General features: G+C 43.1%; 20 protein-coding genes. 6 read left to right on the top strand and 14 right to left on the bottom strand.

Annotation, left to right across the window (positions count from 1 at the left end):
• Nucleotides 1-261 precede the first annotated feature (261 nt).
• The 3 genes from J2X61_RS12650 to J2X61_RS12640 are packed head-to-tail and all read right to left on the bottom strand — an operon-like array spanning nt 262 to nt 2,264.
• The gene (locus tag J2X61_RS12650; protein ID WP_310188150.1) at nt 262-630 is read right to left on the bottom strand and encodes a YolD-like family protein; all 369 of its coding nucleotides are present in this window, start codon (nt 628-630) and stop codon (nt 262-264) included.
• Nucleotides 627-1,898 (bottom strand): DNA polymerase IV, encoded by a 1,272-nt coding sequence (locus J2X61_RS12645; protein WP_310188333.1) that lies wholly within the window; start codon nt 1,896-1,898, stop codon nt 627-629. Before J2X61_RS12645 ends, J2X61_RS12650 begins: the two co-directional genes overlap by 4 nt.
• Before the next feature lie 6 nt (nt 1,899-1,904).
• Nucleotides 1,905-2,264 (bottom strand): YhjD family protein, encoded by a 360-nt coding sequence (locus J2X61_RS12640; protein WP_310188148.1) that lies wholly within the window; start codon nt 2,262-2,264, stop codon nt 1,905-1,907.
• Nucleotides 2,265-2,563: 299 nt separating this feature from the next.
• Here J2X61_RS12640 and J2X61_RS12635 point away from each other — a divergent pair, with 299 nt between their 5' ends.
• Entirely contained in the window at nt 2,564-2,710 is a 147-nt protein-coding gene (locus J2X61_RS12635) for a hypothetical protein (protein ID WP_274470363.1), read from the top strand.
• Between the two features lie 279 nt (nt 2,711-2,989).
• Here J2X61_RS12635 and J2X61_RS12630 read toward each other — a convergent pair whose 3' ends face one another.
• The gene (locus J2X61_RS12630; protein WP_274470364.1) at nt 2,990-3,412 is read right to left on the bottom strand and encodes a hypothetical protein; all 423 of its coding nucleotides are present in this window, start codon (nt 3,410-3,412) and stop codon (nt 2,990-2,992) included.
• Nucleotides 3,413-3,670: 258 nt separating this feature from the next.
• Nucleotides 3,671-4,528, bottom strand: coding sequence for an SDR family oxidoreductase (locus tag J2X61_RS12625; RefSeq protein ID WP_274470365.1), 858 nt, complete (start codon nt 4,526-4,528; stop codon nt 3,671-3,673).
• A 188-nt stretch (nt 4,529-4,716) separates the two neighbouring features.
• Here J2X61_RS12625 and J2X61_RS12620 point away from each other — a divergent pair, with 188 nt between their 5' ends.
• A complete protein-coding gene (locus J2X61_RS12620) occupies nt 4,717-5,310 on the top strand; it encodes a TetR/AcrR family transcriptional regulator (RefSeq protein WP_310188144.1) in 594 nt (197 codons plus the stop codon).
• A gap of 254 nt (nt 5,311-5,564) precedes the next feature.
• On the opposite strand, the gene J2X61_RS12615 is transcribed toward J2X61_RS12620, so the two are convergent.
• Both J2X61_RS12615 and J2X61_RS12610 read right to left on the bottom strand, forming a co-directional pair.
• Nucleotides 5,565-5,939: a hypothetical protein gene (locus J2X61_RS12615; RefSeq protein ID WP_310188143.1), complete on the bottom strand. Its 375-nt coding sequence runs from the start codon at nt 5,937-5,939 to the stop codon at nt 5,565-5,567.
• Nucleotides 5,940-6,012: 73 nt separating this feature from the next.
• The gene (locus J2X61_RS12610) at nt 6,013-6,414 is read right to left on the bottom strand and encodes a hypothetical protein (protein ID WP_274470370.1); all 402 of its coding nucleotides are present in this window, start codon (nt 6,412-6,414) and stop codon (nt 6,013-6,015) included.
• A gap of 295 nt (nt 6,415-6,709) precedes the next feature.
• Here J2X61_RS12610 and J2X61_RS12605 point away from each other — a divergent pair, with 295 nt between their 5' ends.
• From J2X61_RS12605 to J2X61_RS12590, 4 genes are all read left to right on the top strand, one after another.
• Nucleotides 6,710-7,345: a D-sedoheptulose-7-phosphate isomerase gene (locus tag J2X61_RS12605; RefSeq protein WP_274470371.1), complete on the top strand. Its 636-nt coding sequence runs from the start codon at nt 6,710-6,712 to the stop codon at nt 7,343-7,345.
• On the top strand, nt 7,342-8,328 hold the full coding sequence (locus tag J2X61_RS12600; protein ID WP_274470372.1) for an ROK family protein: 987 nt from the start codon (nt 7,342-7,344) through the stop codon (nt 8,326-8,328). The genes J2X61_RS12605 and J2X61_RS12600 overlap by 4 nt, the downstream gene beginning before the upstream one ends.
• A 114-nt stretch (nt 8,329-8,442) precedes the next feature.
• A complete protein-coding gene (locus J2X61_RS12595) occupies nt 8,443-8,892 on the top strand; it encodes a NanQ anomerase/TabA/YiaL family protein (RefSeq protein WP_310188140.1) in 450 nt (149 codons plus the stop codon).
• Between the two features lie 18 nt (nt 8,893-8,910).
• Nucleotides 8,911-9,723, top strand: coding sequence for an HpcH/HpaI aldolase family protein (locus tag J2X61_RS12590; protein WP_310188139.1), 813 nt, complete (start codon nt 8,911-8,913; stop codon nt 9,721-9,723).
• Nucleotides 9,724-9,775: 52 nt separating this feature from the next.
• On the opposite strand, the gene J2X61_RS12585 is transcribed toward J2X61_RS12590, so the two are convergent.
• The 7 genes from J2X61_RS12585 to J2X61_RS12555 all read right to left on the bottom strand — a co-directional run bounded on the left by J2X61_RS12585 (nt 9,776) and on the right by J2X61_RS12555 (nt 19,569).
• Complete coding sequence (locus J2X61_RS12585) at nt 9,776-12,112, bottom strand: helix-turn-helix domain-containing protein (RefSeq protein ID WP_310188138.1); 2,337 nt, start codon at nt 12,110-12,112, stop codon at nt 9,776-9,778.
• Between the two features lie 23 nt (nt 12,113-12,135).
• Nucleotides 12,136-13,713 carry an extracellular solute-binding protein gene (locus J2X61_RS12580; protein WP_274470376.1) on the bottom strand — a complete coding sequence of 526 codons (1,578 nt, stop codon included), beginning with the start codon at nt 13,711-13,713 and terminating at the stop codon, nt 12,136-12,138.
• 98 nt (nt 13,714-13,811) lie between these two features.
• Nucleotides 13,812-14,687, bottom strand: a complete 876-nt coding sequence (locus J2X61_RS12575; protein ID WP_274470378.1) for a carbohydrate ABC transporter permease — start codon at nt 14,685-14,687, stop codon at nt 13,812-13,814.
• A complete protein-coding gene (locus J2X61_RS12570; RefSeq protein WP_274470380.1) occupies nt 14,681-15,607 on the bottom strand; it encodes an ABC transporter permease in 927 nt (308 codons plus the stop codon). The genes J2X61_RS12575 and J2X61_RS12570 overlap by 7 nt, the downstream gene beginning before the upstream one ends.
• Nucleotides 15,608-15,832: 225 nt before the next feature.
• Complete coding sequence (locus J2X61_RS12565; RefSeq protein ID WP_310188135.1) at nt 15,833-18,217, bottom strand: alpha-glucuronidase family glycosyl hydrolase; 2,385 nt, start codon at nt 18,215-18,217, stop codon at nt 15,833-15,835.
• Nucleotides 18,218-18,286: 69 nt separating this feature from the next.
• Nucleotides 18,287-19,207 (bottom strand): dihydrodipicolinate synthase family protein, encoded by a 921-nt coding sequence (locus tag J2X61_RS12560; RefSeq protein ID WP_310188133.1) that lies wholly within the window; start codon nt 19,205-19,207, stop codon nt 18,287-18,289.
• A 206-nt stretch (nt 19,208-19,413) separates the two neighbouring features.
• Nucleotides 19,414-19,569, bottom strand: a complete 156-nt coding sequence (locus J2X61_RS12555; protein ID WP_274470385.1) for a hypothetical protein — start codon at nt 19,567-19,569, stop codon at nt 19,414-19,416.
• Between the last annotated feature and the right edge of the window lie 97 nt (nt 19,570-19,666).

Genomic DNA, 19,666 nt, shown 5'->3' with positions numbered 1-19,666 from the left:
TATGGGGGTGTCCTGAACTCAAAAAAGACTTTGGGGCATCCACCCTCATAATAGGAATGCTGCCGTTCGTAGGTTAACATAAAATCAATTTATTGATTTTCGCTAAACAACAAAACCGGAACCCCAACGGAGTCCCGGCCCACACTACCCTACCTCGCTCAGCCTCCCATCCCGAAAATATGCAACCCGCTTCGCCTGCTGCGCAATCGCCAGGTCGTGCGTAATCTACCGTGACTGATTCATGAAGGTCGGCCTTACATTTCATTCATCTTCTATCCAAGCTTGATTTAATTCAGCCCTCAAAACATCTCTGTATGCCACCCATTCCCAACCCTCAGGCCCATCCTGCGGTTCGAGTAAATCCAACCGAAATTCGCCATGCTTACTGCGACCGACAATTCCGACGATAGAGCGGTTCTTAAACTCCCCATATAAAGTTAACGTAACTGGTTTCTTATACATCTGAGAAAGACTTAGAACCGCTGATATGTTCTGTATCTCCTGCTCGTCACGTATTGGTTGTGATAAGCGCTGAGCCTCTTTTCGCTTCCTGATCGCCGCCTCTTTATGTTGAGGAAGCATCATCCGACTGGACTCCCAAAGTCCGTTAAGCTCTAACTTCTTACTCATTTGTAGTGACCTCCTATTTTGCCGGCTCGATCTGCGGCTAGACCGGCTTTCATCAAACTCGAAGCGCGTATAATTGCCGTATTGCCAAAACGGTCTTTAATCCCATCCAGAACGCCATCCAGTTTCCTTAGCTTAGTTAAATCCTCAAAAAGATCCAGCTGTGTAACTTCCTCGTCCTCAAGTGTTCCTAGCGTTACACCAACCTTTCGAACCGGATGCCCATTCCAGTTACGATGAAAAATCTCCCGAACGGACTTGAAAACTTTTAACGTATTGTTCGTTGTAAAGGGCATTTTTCGTTGTTGACTAAAGCCTGTAGGCGCATCGTAGGGTGAGCACATGCAGAATACATGAACGGTTCCACTCGTATATCCCTTCGCTCGCGCATCGCGGCAAACTTCTTCCGTTAATTCTAAAAGCACAATATCAACTTCTTCTGCCGTTGTGTAATCCCGCGGCAAGGTCATTCCGTGACCGATTGATTTAGGGGCTACGTTAAACGTTCCAGGAGTGACTGGACTGTCATCCAGACCATTTGCTGTACGCCACATAACCTCTGCTTGAATGTCCGATTGTTTACCAAAGCGCGAACGAAACTTCTGTTTAAGCAAGTGCAGCGGTGTTTGAGCGACATGGCCGATCGTTGTCATGCCAAGAGCCACAAAATGTCTGGTCATCCGCGACCCAACTCCATACATTTTATCTACACTTAAAGGCCATAAGACACGTTCTACATCTTCTTTACCAAGCGTAAAAATACCCCTCGGGTTTTTCTTCGCGAAATTATCCGTTGCTTGTTTAGCAAGGATTTTCGTAGGGCCGATGCCAACACGAATGCGTACATTCATTGACGCTGCGACCTTCTTTTGAATCATGACTGCCAGTTCTTCTGGCGTACACCGAAAATGATTCAGCGAGCCTGTCACGTCCAAAAACTGTTCATCAATCGAAAATACTTCCACAAGATCCGTGTACTCTTTGTAAATATCCGTAATTGCAAGAGATACATCAATATAGCGTTGCATGTGCGGCCGCATGACAATCACGTTGGGACATAACTGAAGCGCTTCTCCAAGCCGCTGCGCTGTGCTAATTCCAAAGCTCTTGGCAATTGGGCAGGCAGCCAAAATAATACCTGATCTTCTAGCCGGATCCCCAGCCACGACAACCGGGAGATGATCTAAGCCTGGATGAGAAGCCTTTTCGACGCTTGCGTAAAAAGATTGGCAATCCGAGAGGTAGATCGTACGATCACTTTTTTCTCTCATTACCATTTACAACGACCTCCGCATTCTCATTAAGGTGGTCATCAGTTCAGCCTTGATCAAGCTTCTTAACATTGTAAAATGGTGAACGTATCCGCGAACTTTATATTCAACATGAATTCCTAATGCCGTCGTTGATGTGTTCAACACTTTAATGTCACGTTTCTTCATCGAACTTTTAATATTTTGAATCTCAGGATAAATTACGTTCTCAACCTCTTTCAAATAAAACAGAATATGACCGTAAATAATTTTACCTTTGTGAATCTTGAGCTCTTCAGAATCCCTTGCTATCATATCAAGCAAAATGGGGAACAATGTAAATTCTTTGATTAATTGAACATCCTCGTCAGTCTCAACATTTGTCATGACACTCATTTAATCACCTCGAAATAGGAACGTGTGTTTGTGTTTTATATTATATACCGAACACGTATTCGCTATGCAAGTGATTTTTATAAATAGAAAAATCCCCACCGTGAAATGGAGCCAGTGGGGAATACGCCAAAACATAATAAACCTATTGTATGAAAACAGGGAACATACCAGCGGCAGTCTGCTCCCTGTTTGTTGCGCTATCTTTCCTCGGTCAATGAAAGCATCCAAATCACGACTCGAATAATTTCCTTGTTATTGGAAAATATATTTCGATGAAAGGGGGGACATCCATGGTTGAGTACACGAACATTCAAGACAATTCCGAAGAAATTATGAAGTGTATTGTTAACTGCGACACCGAGAAAGATCAGAAAAGAACAGACGATAACCTTTTGAGCAGCATGCCGAATGAAGAAGAATATATCGATGAACCGTAACCTAATAAGGCGACGGTTATTCTATTGTGTCTAAAGATAAACACCTTGTCGCTTTCCTGTATATTGCGGTCAAAATAACATCTTAAATTGGTAAATCACATTTATGCTAACATTCCAATTGTAAAATAGTAACAAGGTATCCAGGAACAAAACCAATGTTCCTGGCTGCCTATTACTTATTAAACACTTATTCTCTCGTTAGTTACTACTGACTTTATAGGCATCAACCTTCACTTAATCATTTTAACCTTTAGACGTAAGATCCGATGAAGAGTTACTTTAAACTATTGTAGCTCTGTACCCTGTATTCTTACCTTTTTCAACTGCCTCGATATAGCCATCGAAATAATATGGTATATCATCTTCTTTACCATTCCGAATTCTGCCTCTAACTTTATCGAATGCAAATATAGAAATTGAATATTCAGGCTCTCCAGTAACCAACACAGGCTGCTCTCTCTCTTGTACCCAAATGTACTGTCCGCCATAATTCCTTCTTGCCACTTCAAATATGTAACTTCCAGCCATTGAAGAAACAGAATCTAGAGTATCATCATCTATTTGATACTCGCCTAACTCTTCTAAAATGTCGTCAAGTTTTCGTAAACTTTGCACACTATAATCAAAATTTCCTTTATCAGAAAAATTAGTTGCGAAACTTTCTGCCGTTGTAATAATGTCTTGTTCTAATCTACTTTGCATAATGCTCCCCCCTGGAATCGTGAACTTACAGTTAGAATTATTCACCCTTTAACGGTAACTATCCTGCACCAAACTTATCAATAAGGCAGCTAGCAGTACCGCGGTGGTCTGCTCCCTGTTTTGGTTGAACTATAGTTCCCCGTTTGCGTAATGATCTCACTTTTCATCTATAGTACTTCTGTAACGGCATTTTAGGGCCACCCTAGAGGGATGGCCCTTTCGTTGCACGGATAAACCGGAAACAGTTTCACAGCACGTCTATAGAGGTAAAGACACTTTTAAAAAGTCTTTTAACGTCAACGGAGGTCGCCTGATCAGGTCAGCTAAGGCGTTACTCGTTTGCGCAAAGTCCCCGTTACGGCTGGCACGGAATAAACCCAAGGTGATTGCAATGCGCGCTTCCGGAAAACCTTGTGCAGTCAGATGCGCCCGATACGCTTCGTCCGTTACGACCTTACGATAAATAGGCCGGCCGATGATATCCGATACCATTGCCGCAACCCCCTCCATATCAATCGCTTCAGAGGCCGTTAGATTCGGAGATGGACCATCCCAGTTCTTCTCGGTTAAGATCACTGCAGTAGCTTCAGCCAAATCCGAATGCGTTGTCCAGGCAATCGGACCGTCCTCGGGAACAATCAACTCGCCCGTTTTGACGGCATCGCCTAGTAATCCAACTAATGAAGAGGCGTAAAAACCGTTGCGAAGAGACGTGTGGCGCATACCCGACTCTTTAAGCAAATCTTCTGTCGCTCCATGGTGAACCATAGGCGGAAAATACGACGTCGAAGAAGAGCCCATATGACTCGTGTACAGAACCCGTCCGGCGCCGGATTTCATTGCTGTTTCAATTGCGGTTTGGTGCTGACGGATCCCCGCATCTCCCAAAATACCGGTTGAAACAAGGAGAACTTGTGACGCGCCTTCAAAAGCATTCAGCAAGCTCTCCGCCTCAATGAAATCGCCATGACGAACACGTACGCCGCGCTCTTTTAAATCTTGCGCCTGGCTCACATCCCGAATACTGACACCAATCTGCTCAGCCGGGAGGCGTTTCAGCAGCTGCTCGACCACGCCCCTGCCTAACCTCCCATTCGCTCCAGTAACGATCAGCATGTTACTCTCACCCTTCTTCTCTACAAAAAAATTTGCTAACTATACGGATTTGTGTAACCATATATCGCATAAGTAAAAGATAAAGGGTTGGAGCCCAGTCAACAATCAGCAAAAGGCCGGTTTCGTTGCGTTCCCAACACTATCGCCGTTTTGTTTGTTTTTGAGATCCGAAGAAAGAGTGGTATAGCATGCCGGTAAATCCTAGCGACCCCCGTGTAAAGAGAACCCGCCAGTTGTTTATTCAAGCCTTTAACGATCTGCTTGACGAAAAGAGAAACATCTATTCCATTTCTGTTCACGACATTGCGAATCGAGCGGCCGTCAACCGCGCAACCTTCTATGCCCATTATGAAGACAAATTCGCTTTTCTCGCTTATTGGATGACAGAGAAGTTTCAACTTATTCTCCAAAAAAGACTGCCGGACGATGCAGCCTTCAGTCCGGATAATTTGTATATCCTTGTTCAGAGCGTCTTTCAATTTCTAGTCCGATTTCGACAGTACCTCACGCCGGGAGACAAGCAATTTGAGCCGCTGCTGGAGAACGCCATGCAAAAGGAATTGTATCGTCTCCTGCTCCAATGGCTAAAATCGGGGCCTAAACAGAACGGCCTGCAAGAAAAGCGGGAAGCTACGGCTCTTGTGGTCAGTTGGGGCATATTCGGGTCGGCCCTGCAGTGGAGCAGGGAGATTCAAACTCGTACGCTGGAGTCAATGGTGGAAGAGGTTATTGAAGTTATAACGGTTAATTTAGGCGCTTTTTGGGAGCAAGGAACCGGATGAGCTTGAACGTGAATGGCCGCAATCTCCTGCTATCTACGGAGTCAAACCTGTTCAATTGCTTCCTTCTCAACCATCTCTGAAAAATACCGAAAAGTTGTAGTAACGAAAACAGGGAACAACTGCCGGCGCGGCGATCTGCTCCCTGTCTGGGTTAACTAACGTACCCCGTTAGTTCAGCAAATGAGTCCAGTTTTGATTAAACTACTTCTGGATGTTACATAGTTACTCAAAAATAACAAAGGCTGGCCATGGCATTAATTTTTAACCGATAATTTTTGTAGTAAAGCCTCACCAGCTGACTTAAATATTTTATTTCTGTTTACGAACTCTTCCACTTCAGATAATTTTGCTGGCCGATAACCTGGCCCATTGCATCCGCAAGAATGGTAAGCAAAGCCACTTTTATATAACAGTTCTACCTTTGCCCATTGCTTTTTATCATCTTGTTTTGGTGCCTTGAAATCATGCCCCATATCGTTCATGATATCGCTGCATTGGGGACATTTATATTGTCTATTTCCAATCTCCGTGCCACTAAGTTCAAGATCAGATACTTGTTTAAATACCTTTCTACAATTAAAACATGCAAAAATGCCTTTGTATGGCCCATATATCGCATATCTGCACATAAAATTTCACTCTCCTTTTTGCGTATTTTGAAGTCAAACTATCGTTTCCGTTATCAGAACTTTAAAGCTATCTCTATTCAGTTCTAGGGTTTGTAAATAGACCGATAATTTCTATAATCTCGGCTTCAGCAACACGGTTTGGTCCCTCCATGAAATATCCTTTAAGTCCTACTTTAATATCATGAATATGTCTTTCCTCTCGTGCTTTAGGAAACATTATCCACATTCTAGCGGTCCCCGATTCTAAAACTGAACATGTCTCATTAATAATTATTTCTCCGTTCTCATCTTCGAACTCAGGGTGGATGACTCTCAACTCAATCCCTGTCTCTAAAAAATCCCCTTCTAAAGCAAAATCACTTCTATATCCTTGTCTAGGAAGTATTTTCCTACCTCCTTCTTCTTTCGTAAAAAATCTATACCTTACTTTAAAATCAGGTGGAAACCCACGCTTTACTTCATTTGATATCCACATGCGAGTACCCCCATATTATAAAGTTATTCTCTGCAATAGAAATTTTTCCTTTATTTGTAACTATCCGGCCCGTTGTAGTTGTTCCAGTCTCCACATCCTATTCTGTTTCCAGTTCGCGTTGTCACCATTCCTCAAAATTGGCTATCATTCATCGCGGATGACCTTGGCATTATCCTATATGTGATTGACACTTTTGTTTATTCGTATGCAAACAGGTCGGCTTTATAATAGAAAGTAAAGAGATCTTTAATATTTTGACGGAGATGGATGCAAGTCATCACATGGAGGTATTTAAATGAACGAAGTACTGAAAATGACAACGACTCGCTACCCGGACTTAGAAGCATGTATACCGGTGATAGAAGCGGCATTTGAGCTGATGCGAGTCTCCTTCAGCCAAGGCGGGAAGCTACTATTATGCGGTAATGGCGGTAGTGCGGCAGATTGTGAGCATGTTGTTGGAGAATTAATGAAGGGGTTTATGTCCAAACGTCCGCTTCAAGCATCCACAATTGAACGATTTGAATCTGAATTTCCTGGAGAAGGCACTTCGATTGCAACGAAACTCCAAGGTGCTTTACCGGCGATTTCCCTAGTCAGCCATTCCTCTTTTTTAACCGCTTATGCAAATGATGTAGCTTCGGAAATGATTTTTGCTCAGCAGGTCTATGGATATGGTCGCCCGGGAGATGTTTTGATCGGGTTTAGTACTTCCGGCAACTCAGTAAATGTGCTTCGAGCTTTACAAGTCGCTAAGCTGCAGGGGATGAAAACGATCGGTTTCACAGGATTTAACGGTGGCAAAATGAGAGCGTTGTGCGATGTTTCGATCTGCGTGCCATCGGAACGAACCCCTCACATCCAAGAGAGGCATCTGCCCATATATCATGCGCTGTGCATTATGCTGGAGGAGGTGTTCTTCCCCTCATGACAGTATTAGCTGCAATCGATATTGGCGGAACAAAATGCGCAGTCAGTTTAGGTGCTGTGAAGCAAGGCAAAATGAACATTATGGAAAAATTACGTTTTCCCACACCATTGAATCCAGAAGCTGCTATCCAACAAATCATTTCCTCTTTGGAAATTTTGCTTCCCAAGTATCCGAAAGAAAAAATTGCAGCAATAGGCGTTAGCTGCGGTGGTCCGTTAGACAGTCGGAAGGGGCTTATTCTCTCGCCGCCGAATCTGCCAGGTTGGGATCAAATTGATATCATTACTCCTTTTCAAGAACGGTTCGGCATTCCAGTCAGCTTGCAAAACGATGCAAACGCTTGTGCATTGGCAGAGTGGCATTGGGGGGCTGGGAAGGGCTGTAAGAACATGATCTTTCTTACTTTTGGCACAGGTATGGGAGCAGGATTGATTCTGAACGGACAGCTATATAGCGGAACGAATGATATGGCTGGAGAAGTCGGGCATATCCGTTTAAAAGCGGATGGTCCGATCGGATATGGTAAAGCGGGCTCTTTCGAAGGCTTTTGCAGTGGCGGTGGAATCGCACAAATTGCGAAAAACATGGCAGCAACCGCGTTACGACAAGGACAAGGCCCCTCTTACTGCAGAACATGGAATGATTTGGCGGAAGTCACCGCACAAAAAGCAGGTGAAGCTGCGCAAGCAGGAGATCAAACCGCTTTGCATGTTTTCGATCTGGTAGGTCAACAATTAGGTCAAGGCTTGGCCATGCTAATTGACCTGCTCAACCCAGAGCGGATCGTGATTGGCAGCATCTACGGCCGCCAGCAAGGACTTCTTGAGCCTATTATAATGAACGTGCTGCGGCAAGAAGCATTATCCATTTCCTTGAATATTTGCGAAGTCATTCCGTCCGGATTAGGTGAACAAGTTGGCGATTATGCTGGGTTGTCCGTCGCGATGGAACTAGCCTATCAAAATGGAACAAAATTTTATTAATTAGAACAATATACTGCCCAAATTGAAACAGCCTTTCCGAAAGTGGACGTTTCATTTCCTATTTGGTTAAGTTAACCTGAAATTGTTAAGAAAAAAGGGAAATGGGGAATTCGTTTGATCATCGACCGACTGGATCATAGTCATTTGTACAAAGACCTGCACCCTAAATTCAATAGAGCCTTTAAATATTTAAAGGAAGCCCCACTCATTACCATGCAGCCTGGCAAGTATGACATTGAGGGTGATGATATTTTGCTGCTGCTTCAGGAGTATCAAACAAAAAGCGAGGAAACTCAATTCTGGGAAGCCCATAATCGCTACATCGATATCCAGTATATGGTGCAAGGCTCAGAACGGATGGGGTATGCATTTGTAGAGGATTTGCATCAAACGGAAGATTTTCTGGCGGAAAAAGACTACATGGTTTTGGAAGGAAAAGGACAGGATTTGGTAGTTCATGAGGGTGCCTTCGCCATATTTTTCCCCCAAGATGCGCACATGCCCTGCTTATACGACAAGCAGCCAACATTCATAAAAAAGGCAGTAATTAAAGTGAAAAGGTAAGAAGAGAGGAGAATCCCTATGAATAATAAAGAATTGCAGAATCATCTCCACAATGGACAAAGAGTATATGGGACACTGATCGTTTCGACATCGCCCCGCTGGCCTACCGAAGTAAAAAAATTGAATCTCGACTTCGTATTTATCGATACGGAGCACATGTCTATCGACCGGGATATGCTCTCCTGGATGTGCAGGGCCTATACAGCGTCTGGGCTCGCGCCAATCGTACGCATACCATCGCCGGATCCCTACGAAGCAAGTAAAGCTATGGATGCAGGAGCCGCAGGAATTGTAGCCCCCTATATTGAAACACCGGAGCAAGTGCAGGCGCTCCGCGGAGCCGTTAAACTTCGGCCTATCAAAGGGAAGAAATTAGGCAATATTTTAAGTGAAACAGACAATCCGGTGGAACCACTGAAATCCTATCTGGAAGAGTTTAATTCAGGCAACATTCTGATTGTTAATATCGAGAGCGGACCCGCTCTCGAGGCACTAGATGAAATCCTGCAGGTTCCTCAGCTGGACGGAGTATTAATCGGTCCGCATGATTTATCCTGCAGCCTGAATGTACCCGAACAATACGACCACCCCGTGTTTAAGGAAGCTGTCAGCACGATCATCCGTAAGGCAAGAGCTGCTAATGTAGCTGCCGGTATCCATTACTTTTGGGGTGTAGAGCAAGAAATCGCTTGGGGACAAGAAGGAATGAACCTCTTCGTCCACGCTTCTGACATGACTGCTTTCACAGCCCAAATGTCTCGCGACATCAACGAAATTAAACAAAGGCTAGGCGATCGGTTAGAGAACGCAGATAACCGTATCCATATTTGATTTCAAGAGAAAGGAGCGCAGGCTATGCCTGTGCTCCTTATGTTTGTTGTCATCACAAAGCCTTATTATTCCTGTTGGAATTACGAAACAGATTAGGCGTTGTGCCTTCGTATTTTTTGAACAACCGAATAAAAGTCGTTCTGCTGTAAATACCTACCCGATCCACAATTTCATTAATCGTCAGATCTGTTTCTACGAGCAGCTCCTTCGCTTTTGAAATTCGGTACCAGCTTATATAGCCGACAAGATTAATGCCTGTCTTTTCTTTGAAAATCCGTGAGATATACTTGGCGGAAACGCCCATGCCCTCCGCAATTTTCTCTAAGCCCAGATCACTGTGATAATTCTCCTCGATATACTTGATAATTACCGAGCTGATCTCATTAGATGTGTCACGATTTCGTGACGTAGTCTGTTCAATAATTGTATCGAAAAACAGGAGTAGATTAACCTTTTTCTCTTCGTTGTCATCGCCTTTGAATAGAGTTTCGTTTCCGGCTATATTATGTGGGATTAAACCACGCTCAATTAAAAACCTGCAGCCCGTATTATACATTTCTTTAAGCAAATTTGTTATAAGATGACGCGGCAAATGCTTCTCTTTGTTTTTCTTTATAATCTCTTCGACTTTTATTTGCAGATTTTCCTTATCTCCTGCCTTTAAACAGTTAATTATGCTGTTTTCATCCGAAAAGGAATAGGAAACATGCATAAGCTCATCTGAAAGCGTTCCTGCATCGATGATCTGAAAATCAGCTTTCACATCGCTGGATTCCAAAGCGTTCATTGCGTCCGAATAGGATTGGGAGATTCCCAACACATCCTGATACTCCTTACCGATCCCGATGCGTATAAGGCAATACCGTGAATCATATTGGAAGGTATCGATTATTTTCTGCAAGGCTTTCTTCAATTGATTGGTTTCCTCGCGGTCATTTAAATTAAATATGCCGATGTAGAGGTTCTCTTTTTCCTCAAGCAAATAGACATCCACATAAGAACGCAGCAATCCCCCTATCAAGTTTCCCATCTTGCTCAAAATATTCATTCTATCCACATCTTGAACCTCGTTATAAAATGACTCTTTGAAGTAGAAACGGATGGCGAAGCACTGATACATTGGTTTCAGAAACATCATGTCATTTCTTAGCATCTTCCAAATTTCCTCTTGCCCATTCTTCGACTTCATACCACGGAATAAATTGATCAAGCACTCCTTGAGATATTCAGCAGATTGCGTTTCCAGCTTGCTTTGGATTTTATGATTACGCTCGATCAAGCTATTAATCCTCTTGCCGATATAATCGAACTCATTGTATTTGCCCGTTTCATTATTGACTTCATCCGTGATTTCATTTGTATCGCTGAGGATATCACGAAACCTTTTTATAGGGCTGTACAGGTTATAGGCAAAGATAAAAGAAAAAATAATACCGATTAGAATAAGGGTAAAACAGATTACCATGATGGATGCAACGAAATAACTGGTATCCTTGTTGAATTCATTGGCAGGTGTGACGGAATAATAATTCCACCCATAACTCTCTGAAATGATGCGGCTTACGACAACTTTTTTATTGCCAATCATGGCTTCACTGTGAGACATTGCCGTTGAATTGAAAATTTTGTGCAATTGCTCAATAACAGAAGGATCACTCAAATTCTGATCACTGCTCACAATTACACGATTGCGGTTATCCGTGACTAGCACTTGAGTCGCATCCATCACTGCATGGTTCTGAATCGTCTTCAGAATCATATCCGTTGGCACAGTCGTCACCAGAACAACCTTATTTCCGCTGCTCGTGTTTGTGAAAACGAATGGGATCACCTTTCTCGCATGCGAAGTACTTTGACTAACTCGGGATGTAACATCCAGAATTTCAAGGAAAGCCCCGCTCATAAGCTTATTATCCCAATACTTTTTATCGTAAGCATTCATATGATAATATTGATCGAAGAAAAAGTTGAAATCGTTAAGTCCTTCCGGAAGATAGACTTTATCCGTATCTGCGTAAGCAAATATAAAATCAACAAGCACACCGAGGTTACTAGAAATGCGCCCTAACGTTGCAGGGATTTCTGGAATACGTACTCTGTCAGATAGACTGTATTCGTCATACGGACGCAGCAGATCTTTATTCTCTGAGAAAAAGTTTGCGCTTGAATCTTGAATCGTACGCAAATAAATCTCTATTGTGTCAATAGATGAACGTAAATTCATTTCTACTTTTTGCGTATAGTTTTCTTGTATTCGGTTTGTTGAGTTGAAATAAAAAACTGTCCCTATAATTAATATAGGGACTAGAAGGGATAAGAAATAACCTAGTATGCGAAAAAAAAGGCGGTTCAACGGAATGAACAATTTAATTCTATTTTTGATCATCATTGAACCTCCCCCTCCTTCAGGTGTTATGGTGTATTAGCGCGAATGTAAGCATCATTGTAAATTTTTTCAATTTCCGCTACGCCATTGTCTGCCATACTCTTCATAAACTTATCGTAGTCAGACAATGGACGAACGCCGATAATAAATTTATCCATTTCCTGATCTACCAAAGTATCCACCTTGACAGTTAATTTTTTTAATTTTTCACTTTCTTCCTTTGTAAATGGAGGAACACTGCGTACTTGGACATATCCATTCGCTTCTGTCATTTGAGAAGCCCAACGGATTAAATCCGGATGGGATACTTGAGCCATCGGGTGTTCATCTACATTCGGATCGAAAGCCTCAAATCCAACAGCGATATCCTTCTGCATGAAACGATAAGGATCTTTTGTATCTGCATACTTCTTTACAATATCTTCCTTCATCATTGGCTGGCCATTTACCACCGTATAGTGTACACCCTCAATACCATAGTTCAGTAAGCGTGTGCCTTCAGGGCTATACATCCAATCCATGAATTTAACAACTTTCTCAGGATCCTTTACTTTTGCACTGATTACATAGTGATGCAGCCAATCCTTAACATACATAGACGCCCTTGGCTTTGCCTGCCCGTACTGCAGTGGAGGCAGCAGATCGAATTTCGCATTTGGGTTAACCGCTTTCAAAGCCTGATTAAAATTGACACCAAAGGAGTTATTGTCCCAATAGAATAACGCTTTACCCGAAGCCAGCTTTTCTTTCATTTGGTCACCGGTATTCACCGCATAATCGGGATCTAGCAGCTTTTCATTATAAAGTTTGTTGAGGAACTCCAGCACCGGTTTAAATTCAGGGTGAGCCTGCCCATAAGACCAACTACCGCCTTTAATCGCCGGGTCGTAGTACATCCGGTTTCCTGAGCCCATTGCAAAGGATATTTCATTTAGCAGCTTCTTAGCGTTCTCTCTGCCTGTATAGGGAATCGAATCCGGATATGCTTCTTTGAACTTCTTCAAAACCTTATATAAGTCATCGAAAGTCTTAGGCATTGGCATTCCCAGCTTTTCAATTAAATCTACTCGGATCATAGGCGCACCAGCAAGCTGGAGTCTCCAATTTCCCAATTGCGGGAAGGAGTAAAATTTACCGTCCACTTTGTTATTGTTGATAGCCGGGTTATCCTTTATTAATTTAGCGAGGTTCGGCGCATATTGCATATAATCGCTAATATTAAGCAGCAGCCCGTCTTTTGCTGCACTGGCAAAAAGTTGATTGCCATTAGCCACCTTCATTATATCCGGTAAAGTATTCGTAGCGAAGATGGTTTGCAACCTTTGATCCAAGTTAGCTGGTGCAAGCTCAAAGTCCAATCTGACATTTGTCTTCTCAAATACAGCATCAAATACTGGCGATTTGGTGTTAATTTCACCATATAGTACTTTAATGGTTAAGGGAGCGTCCAGCAGTTTACCGCTAGTTTGAGCAATGCCGGGTTCTGTTTTCTTCGGTTCATCCGCGTTCTTATTTACCGTATTGCTCGAACATGCCGAAATAACCAAAACAAGAACCAAAACCATGGATAAGATGATCGCTGTTTTGCTTTTTGGATTAGCCAATTGATACCCTCCTAGAATACTATTTTCTTCCCAAACTTTCAATTTCCTAAAATCCCCTTTATTAATGAAGCGCCATCACTCCTTTCAAGGCTAAAAAACTATCCTTTTAGCGATCCAACCATAACGCCTTTGACAAAATATTTTTGAATAAACGGATATACAGCAAGAATCGGTAGAAGAGTAATAAAAATAAATGCATATTTCATGCTGGTCACGATCGTTTTCGAATCACTCTCAGCATTGCTGCCGCTACTGACCAGCCCGTCAATCACATAATTGCGCACAATAACCTGGATAGGATACAGTTTAGAGTCACTCAGGTAAAGCGTTGCCGGAAAGAAGCTGTTCCAATGGGCAACTGCATAAAACATGCACATGGTTGCGATGACCGGCATGGAAAGCGGAAGTACGATTCGCAAGAAGATCTTCATATCGTGCGCACCATCCATATGAGCCGACTCGTAAATCTCGTTCGGGATGTTCTGAAAGAACGTTCTCATGATGATCATGTTCCAAACATTGATTGCCGCAGGAATTACGATCGCCCAGATGGAATTCAACATATGCAAACGATAAACAACGAGATAATTGGGGATCAAACCTCCGTGAAATAACATGGTAATAATAATGAATACGGTAAAAACATTTCTTCCATAAAACCGGTTTCGGGATAAGGGGTAGGCGCATAGTGCGGTCATCATTACATTGATGAAAGTTCCGACTACAGTGTATAAGATCGTATTACCATAGGCACGAAGGACCAAAGGATTGTCCAGTACGGCGCGGTAGGCTTCAAAGTTGATTCCGATGGGTAACCACCTGATATCTCCCCTCATGACGCTAAGCCCATCACTGAGAGATACGATAACGACATAATATAGGGGATATAAAAAGGTGAAAAGCATGATGATTATCATCAAATAAATGATGGCATTAAAACAAAAAGAACCGAATTCTATTTTCCGAATTACCATAAACTGGTTTCACCGACTTTTCGGGAAATTTTGTTCGCTGAAGTAATAAATACTAAGGCGATTACCGATTGGAAAAGTTCAACCGCTGTACCATAACTGAAGTCGCTGGAAAGCAATCCGCGTCTATATACATAGGTAGAAATCACATCTGCTGTTTCATAGGTAGGTCCGGTATATAAGAGCAGTATTTTTTCAAAGCCGATTGTCATAATGTTCCCCAAGCTAAGTAGAAACATAATTGTCACAACAGGAATGATCCCAGGAATTGTAATGTTCCAAATTTGCTGCCAACGATTGGCTCCATCCATCTTAGCAGCCTCGTACTGCTGGGGGTCGACAGAAGTAAGGGCAGCTAAATAAATGATCGAGCCCCAACCTATGCCCTGCCAGATTTCCGAGCTTACATAAATACTGCGAAACCAACTCGCATCCATTAAAAATGGGATAGGTTCTTTTCCAAAGCTCCCTAACAGCTGATTGATTAATCCTCCATTGGACATTAAATTAACGACCATACCGCATACAATGACAGTTGATAAAAAATGCGGGAGATAACTGATTGTTTGTACGAGTTTTTTAAACCGTAGAAATTTGATTTCGTTTATGACTAGAGCTAGTATAATTGGAGCAGGGAAAGCAAAAATGAGCATATATAGATTGATCACAACTGTATTCCGTACAAGTTTCCAAAAATAAGAGTCAGTTAAAAATTCGCGAAAATTTGCGAAACCAACCCACTCGCTATGAAAGATGCCTTTCACAAAATTATAATCTTGGAATGCTATCACAATGCCAAGCATCGGAACGTACTTGAACAGGATAAAGTAAACAACGGGTAAAAACATCATAATATATAAATACTTGTTTTCCGCGATCCTTTTTCTCATTGTTTTGCCAACGGCTGTGTTATGAAAATTCAAATCAGATCTCCTCCTTTTTCAAAAAAGTTAGCGCTTTCAAAATATATCACTTCCTTAGCATTAAATTAACACCCACTTTCGCACTTTTCGTTTCATTTTACCTCCTGTATTGTTTATGTTTCATTTTTCCACCTTGTATCATTTATGGCTACCTCCCATTTTGCAAAAAAAAGCTATTTCACTCGCCTATATATGAAGTGTAAATAGCTTTTTTTAAGTTGTCGTTTACTTTATAGGGGTTAGCCAAATCTCTCCAATATTCATCCGTTTGGTGCCTTTAACACGGAGGAAGTTTAGCTTCAGTTTCCCCTTGCTTATTATCTCTTTTGGGATATATGATTCATGAATAGTAACTGTTGATCCATTTACTGGCAGATTCTCATAAACGATGAAGGAATCATTCGCTGTCAATTTCACTTGAACAGCTTTGTGCGCTTCCACCCCAATTTCCCCCACATAGGCCACTTTCAATTGATAATCTGCCGATGGGTCAAGGTTCTCATAACGGATGATGATCGGGGTGTCGAGCATCACATTCACATGATTGATCCAAGCTAATGGTATGCCGCCAAGCTCCTTTTCTATTTCCTCTGCACGACCGGGTGCTAGTAAATAAACGGCATGAGCGGTTCTTGGCGAGGCCAAATAACCGGGATCGTTGGACCAACCCTGCCCCGGATCGATACGGCGGTTGCTGCGGTACGATCCCAAATTATCATAAAAGCCACCAGGTCCGGGATTCGTCCGATTCAGAATTTCATCAATAATCGCCAATCGCGCTGCTTCATCCTTCGCCTCATGGATCATGGCGCATCGGATGCGCAGCCAACGGGAATCGTTCAAGGGATAGTTGATTGCATCTATGAATGCACCGCGATCCTGAGCAATCGCGAAATGCCGTGTCACAGTAAGCTGATACCCAATATTCTCAAATAAGCGGTCTGCCAATTCATCGCATCTTCTGCGATAATCCTGTGCAACGGGTTCGGATACAGCCCGGGCAAGGATTTGTTCAACCTGGTTCGCAGCATCCAATGCTCCCGTTAGCTCCACTTCCCGCAACGCATCCATGGCTCTATATTCCAGCTCAGTTTCATAGACAAGTCTACGCTTTGTGTACGCATCGTAGTAAGCCCGAAGCAATCCCATCTGAAAACGGTAATTGTTCAGTACGTTCTGGGGTGCTTCCCTTTCCATTTGCTGCCACTGCAGCAAGGTCACTTCCACTCCTCCGTTCGCCAGGAGTGGACCAACCCAGTTGTCCTCCAGTGCCAGCAGTCCTTGTGCTACTCCATCCGCTTGCTCATAGCCGATAAACCACCTGCCGTAATCTCGTAACGTTTCTACCACCGGTATCTGTGGATTCCAATCCTGATCGCTCCATACGAATTTGTTCACATCGTCATTAATGCCTTCCGAATATGAAATATTGCCTACAGCGTAAGAGGCGAATACATTATGGATTTGTTTTTGTGCCAAAGGACGCGGATTCGTGCTTTCCCTGCCTAGGGTTAGTGCAAATGGCAAATCCCAATCAGTTACTGGATATTGACAATGGAAATTATGCGTGATGTCTTCATAACGGCGAATCGGATATTTCTGCGGAACGATCTTCCTTAACTCGGGCAGAGTTTCATCCACATGAGGGCCAAACACGATGCCGCCAAGCCAATCCGGCTCCTTGCTCAGTTGCTCATAGAACTCCTTCTTCCATGCGGAAGGATCCGCATTCATGACCTGCGATGATAACCAAATCTGAGCATCCGGGTGATAGGTGTGCAGAAGTTCCGCAACTTTTTCGCACCAGACGAACAGCGGTTCAGGATCCAAATCGCCAGGATCACTACCCGGAATGAAGACGTGTTGAATATGGGGAACCTTGCTGAATATTTGTTCGCGTTCGGCCAATTCCGCTTCAACTATTTTCGGATCCGAGAAATCCTTTCCGAGGTTTGGGTACCAGATCCATGTGTCGAGACCATAAGAATGAATGACTTCCGATAGCCGAATCATCATTTCCATCGGTTCGACCTTCATCACTGGCCCTCTGGCGTCATCATCGGTTCTAGGCGGCATTATTTCAATGCTGTTGGCGCCGAAAATGGCTAAATCTCGGATATATTGGTCAAACTGCTCCACATTCCAGGCATCATAGGCATTGTTCTTAGGTCTGTACCCAAGCTGATGTCCTCGGATTGGAAAGCTGGGAGCTTGGCTTAGGTTGAGCTCACTATCCAGCTGTATGACATTGTCTCCCCAGTGCAATGAACGCAAAAGTTTTCCCGTACCGTAGAGAACACCACGGGCATCTGCACCGATAACGAAAACAGCTTGGAGTGTAGCTTCAGACACTGTTCTCAGAGCATACCCTTCCGGTGATAGAGCAGGAATGCCCTCATGAAGCTGGATCGGACCTATTCGATCAAACGATTCAAGCGTCCCGATTGCAATATATGGAACGTTTCCATCCGGGTAACTGTGAGAGCGCTTCAGCATAATTCCCGTTCGTTTGGCTAATTCTTCAATCAGGACATCGACCGCCTTAGCTTCCGCACCCTCAGCATCCTTGGCATATACGACAGTGGCTTGTATCAAATTCAAATATGTCATTGGAGACAACTCCGTTCATATTCATTTTATTATCTAATTTAGTTAAATCCGTGATCTTCCTTCACAAAACTATTTGTACTGTTCGGAGTATTCTTTGGACACTGCATAAAACTGCTCGACCATTTGCTTTCCGGTCTCGTTGAGGTCCTCAAACTTCCTTGAGCGTGAATAAAGTCCAATACCAACACCATCCAAGCTCATGAAATATTTGGCATTAATCGGATAAGGCTGTCCTTCATGCGAAGAGGCCATTCCGATAAAGTTCATCAACCTTTGCGCTTCTACAGGCTGGGTAAACCAATTACGGCACAGCCAGACGTAAAGTTCTGGATGAAAGTTAGCCATGATCCCGCTAAAGCCTGCAGCTCCTGCCTTTAACGAATCAAGCAGCGTTGTTGCATTCGCATTAAAAATTTTAAGTTGACTTCCTTCTACCGCTTTCAATTTGGCCTTGATTAGAGGAAGTGAACAGCTGGTGTCTTTCAGAAACAGAAACCGTTCTGTCCCTGCGCACCATTCCAGCAAAGCTGGTGAGAGCTCCCTTTTATATGGATAAGGGCATTCATAGAAACCGAGTGAAATGTCTCGAGGCAGCTTCTCGAGCAATCGTTCCAGATTAGCTTTCCAAACATGATCAGATTCATCTTCCCGAGCTAACCGGTTAGTAACCAGGACGACGGCATCCGCTCCGGCAGCGGCGATCGCAAGAATTTCCTCTACCTGCTCTTCATGAGAATCAGAAACGTGCCCCGATGCTATAACCGGTAGCCGGCCCGACGCTTTGTCTACAATAAATTGGGTCAATTCACTTCTTTCCTGCCGCGATAAATAGAACATTTCACTTGATAAACAAACGGCAAACAATCCGTCTATTCCATGAGCGATATACCATTCCACCAAATCCCCTAAGGCAGGATAGTCAATTTCATTCTTTTCATTGAAAGGCGTAATCATCGTGCTCCAGACACCATTAATAATCTCTTTCCCCATCGCTTTCACCTCCTAATTTCATTAACATTTTTCAAAATATAACACTTCTTTCCCGCTAAATTAACACCCACTTTCGTATTGTTCGTTTCATTTTAGCTCCTCTCTTGGCTTTGTTTCATTTCTCCACCTTGTATCATTTATGAATACGTCCACATCTTGAAAAAAAAGCTATTACACCTCGCCTGTTACTGGCGTGTAATAGCTTTTTATTGGAATAGTACACCGATATAACGAAGATCAGGAAGCTGGTCAATCGTATCTGATGAAAGTGGCGTTTTATTCGTGAACAGGACATCCGCACCTTTTGATCGTTCCACGATTAACTCTGCGGGAGTTCGTTCATATACCGTAACCTCCCCCATTACCTGCAGTTCCTCCCGGCTTAAGTCTCCTGGATCCAGGGTATGTCCATCTAATATTACAATTTCCACCTTTTTCACCCTTTCAAGTTGTCTTTTT

This window comes from Bacillus sp. 3255, assembly GCF_031456485.1.
Taxonomy (GTDB): Bacteria; Bacillota; Bacilli; order Paenibacillales; family NBRC-103111; genus Paenibacillus_E.
The sequence above is the reverse complement of the archived record's forward strand: the minus strand, read 5'-3'. Positions and strand labels throughout refer to the sequence as shown.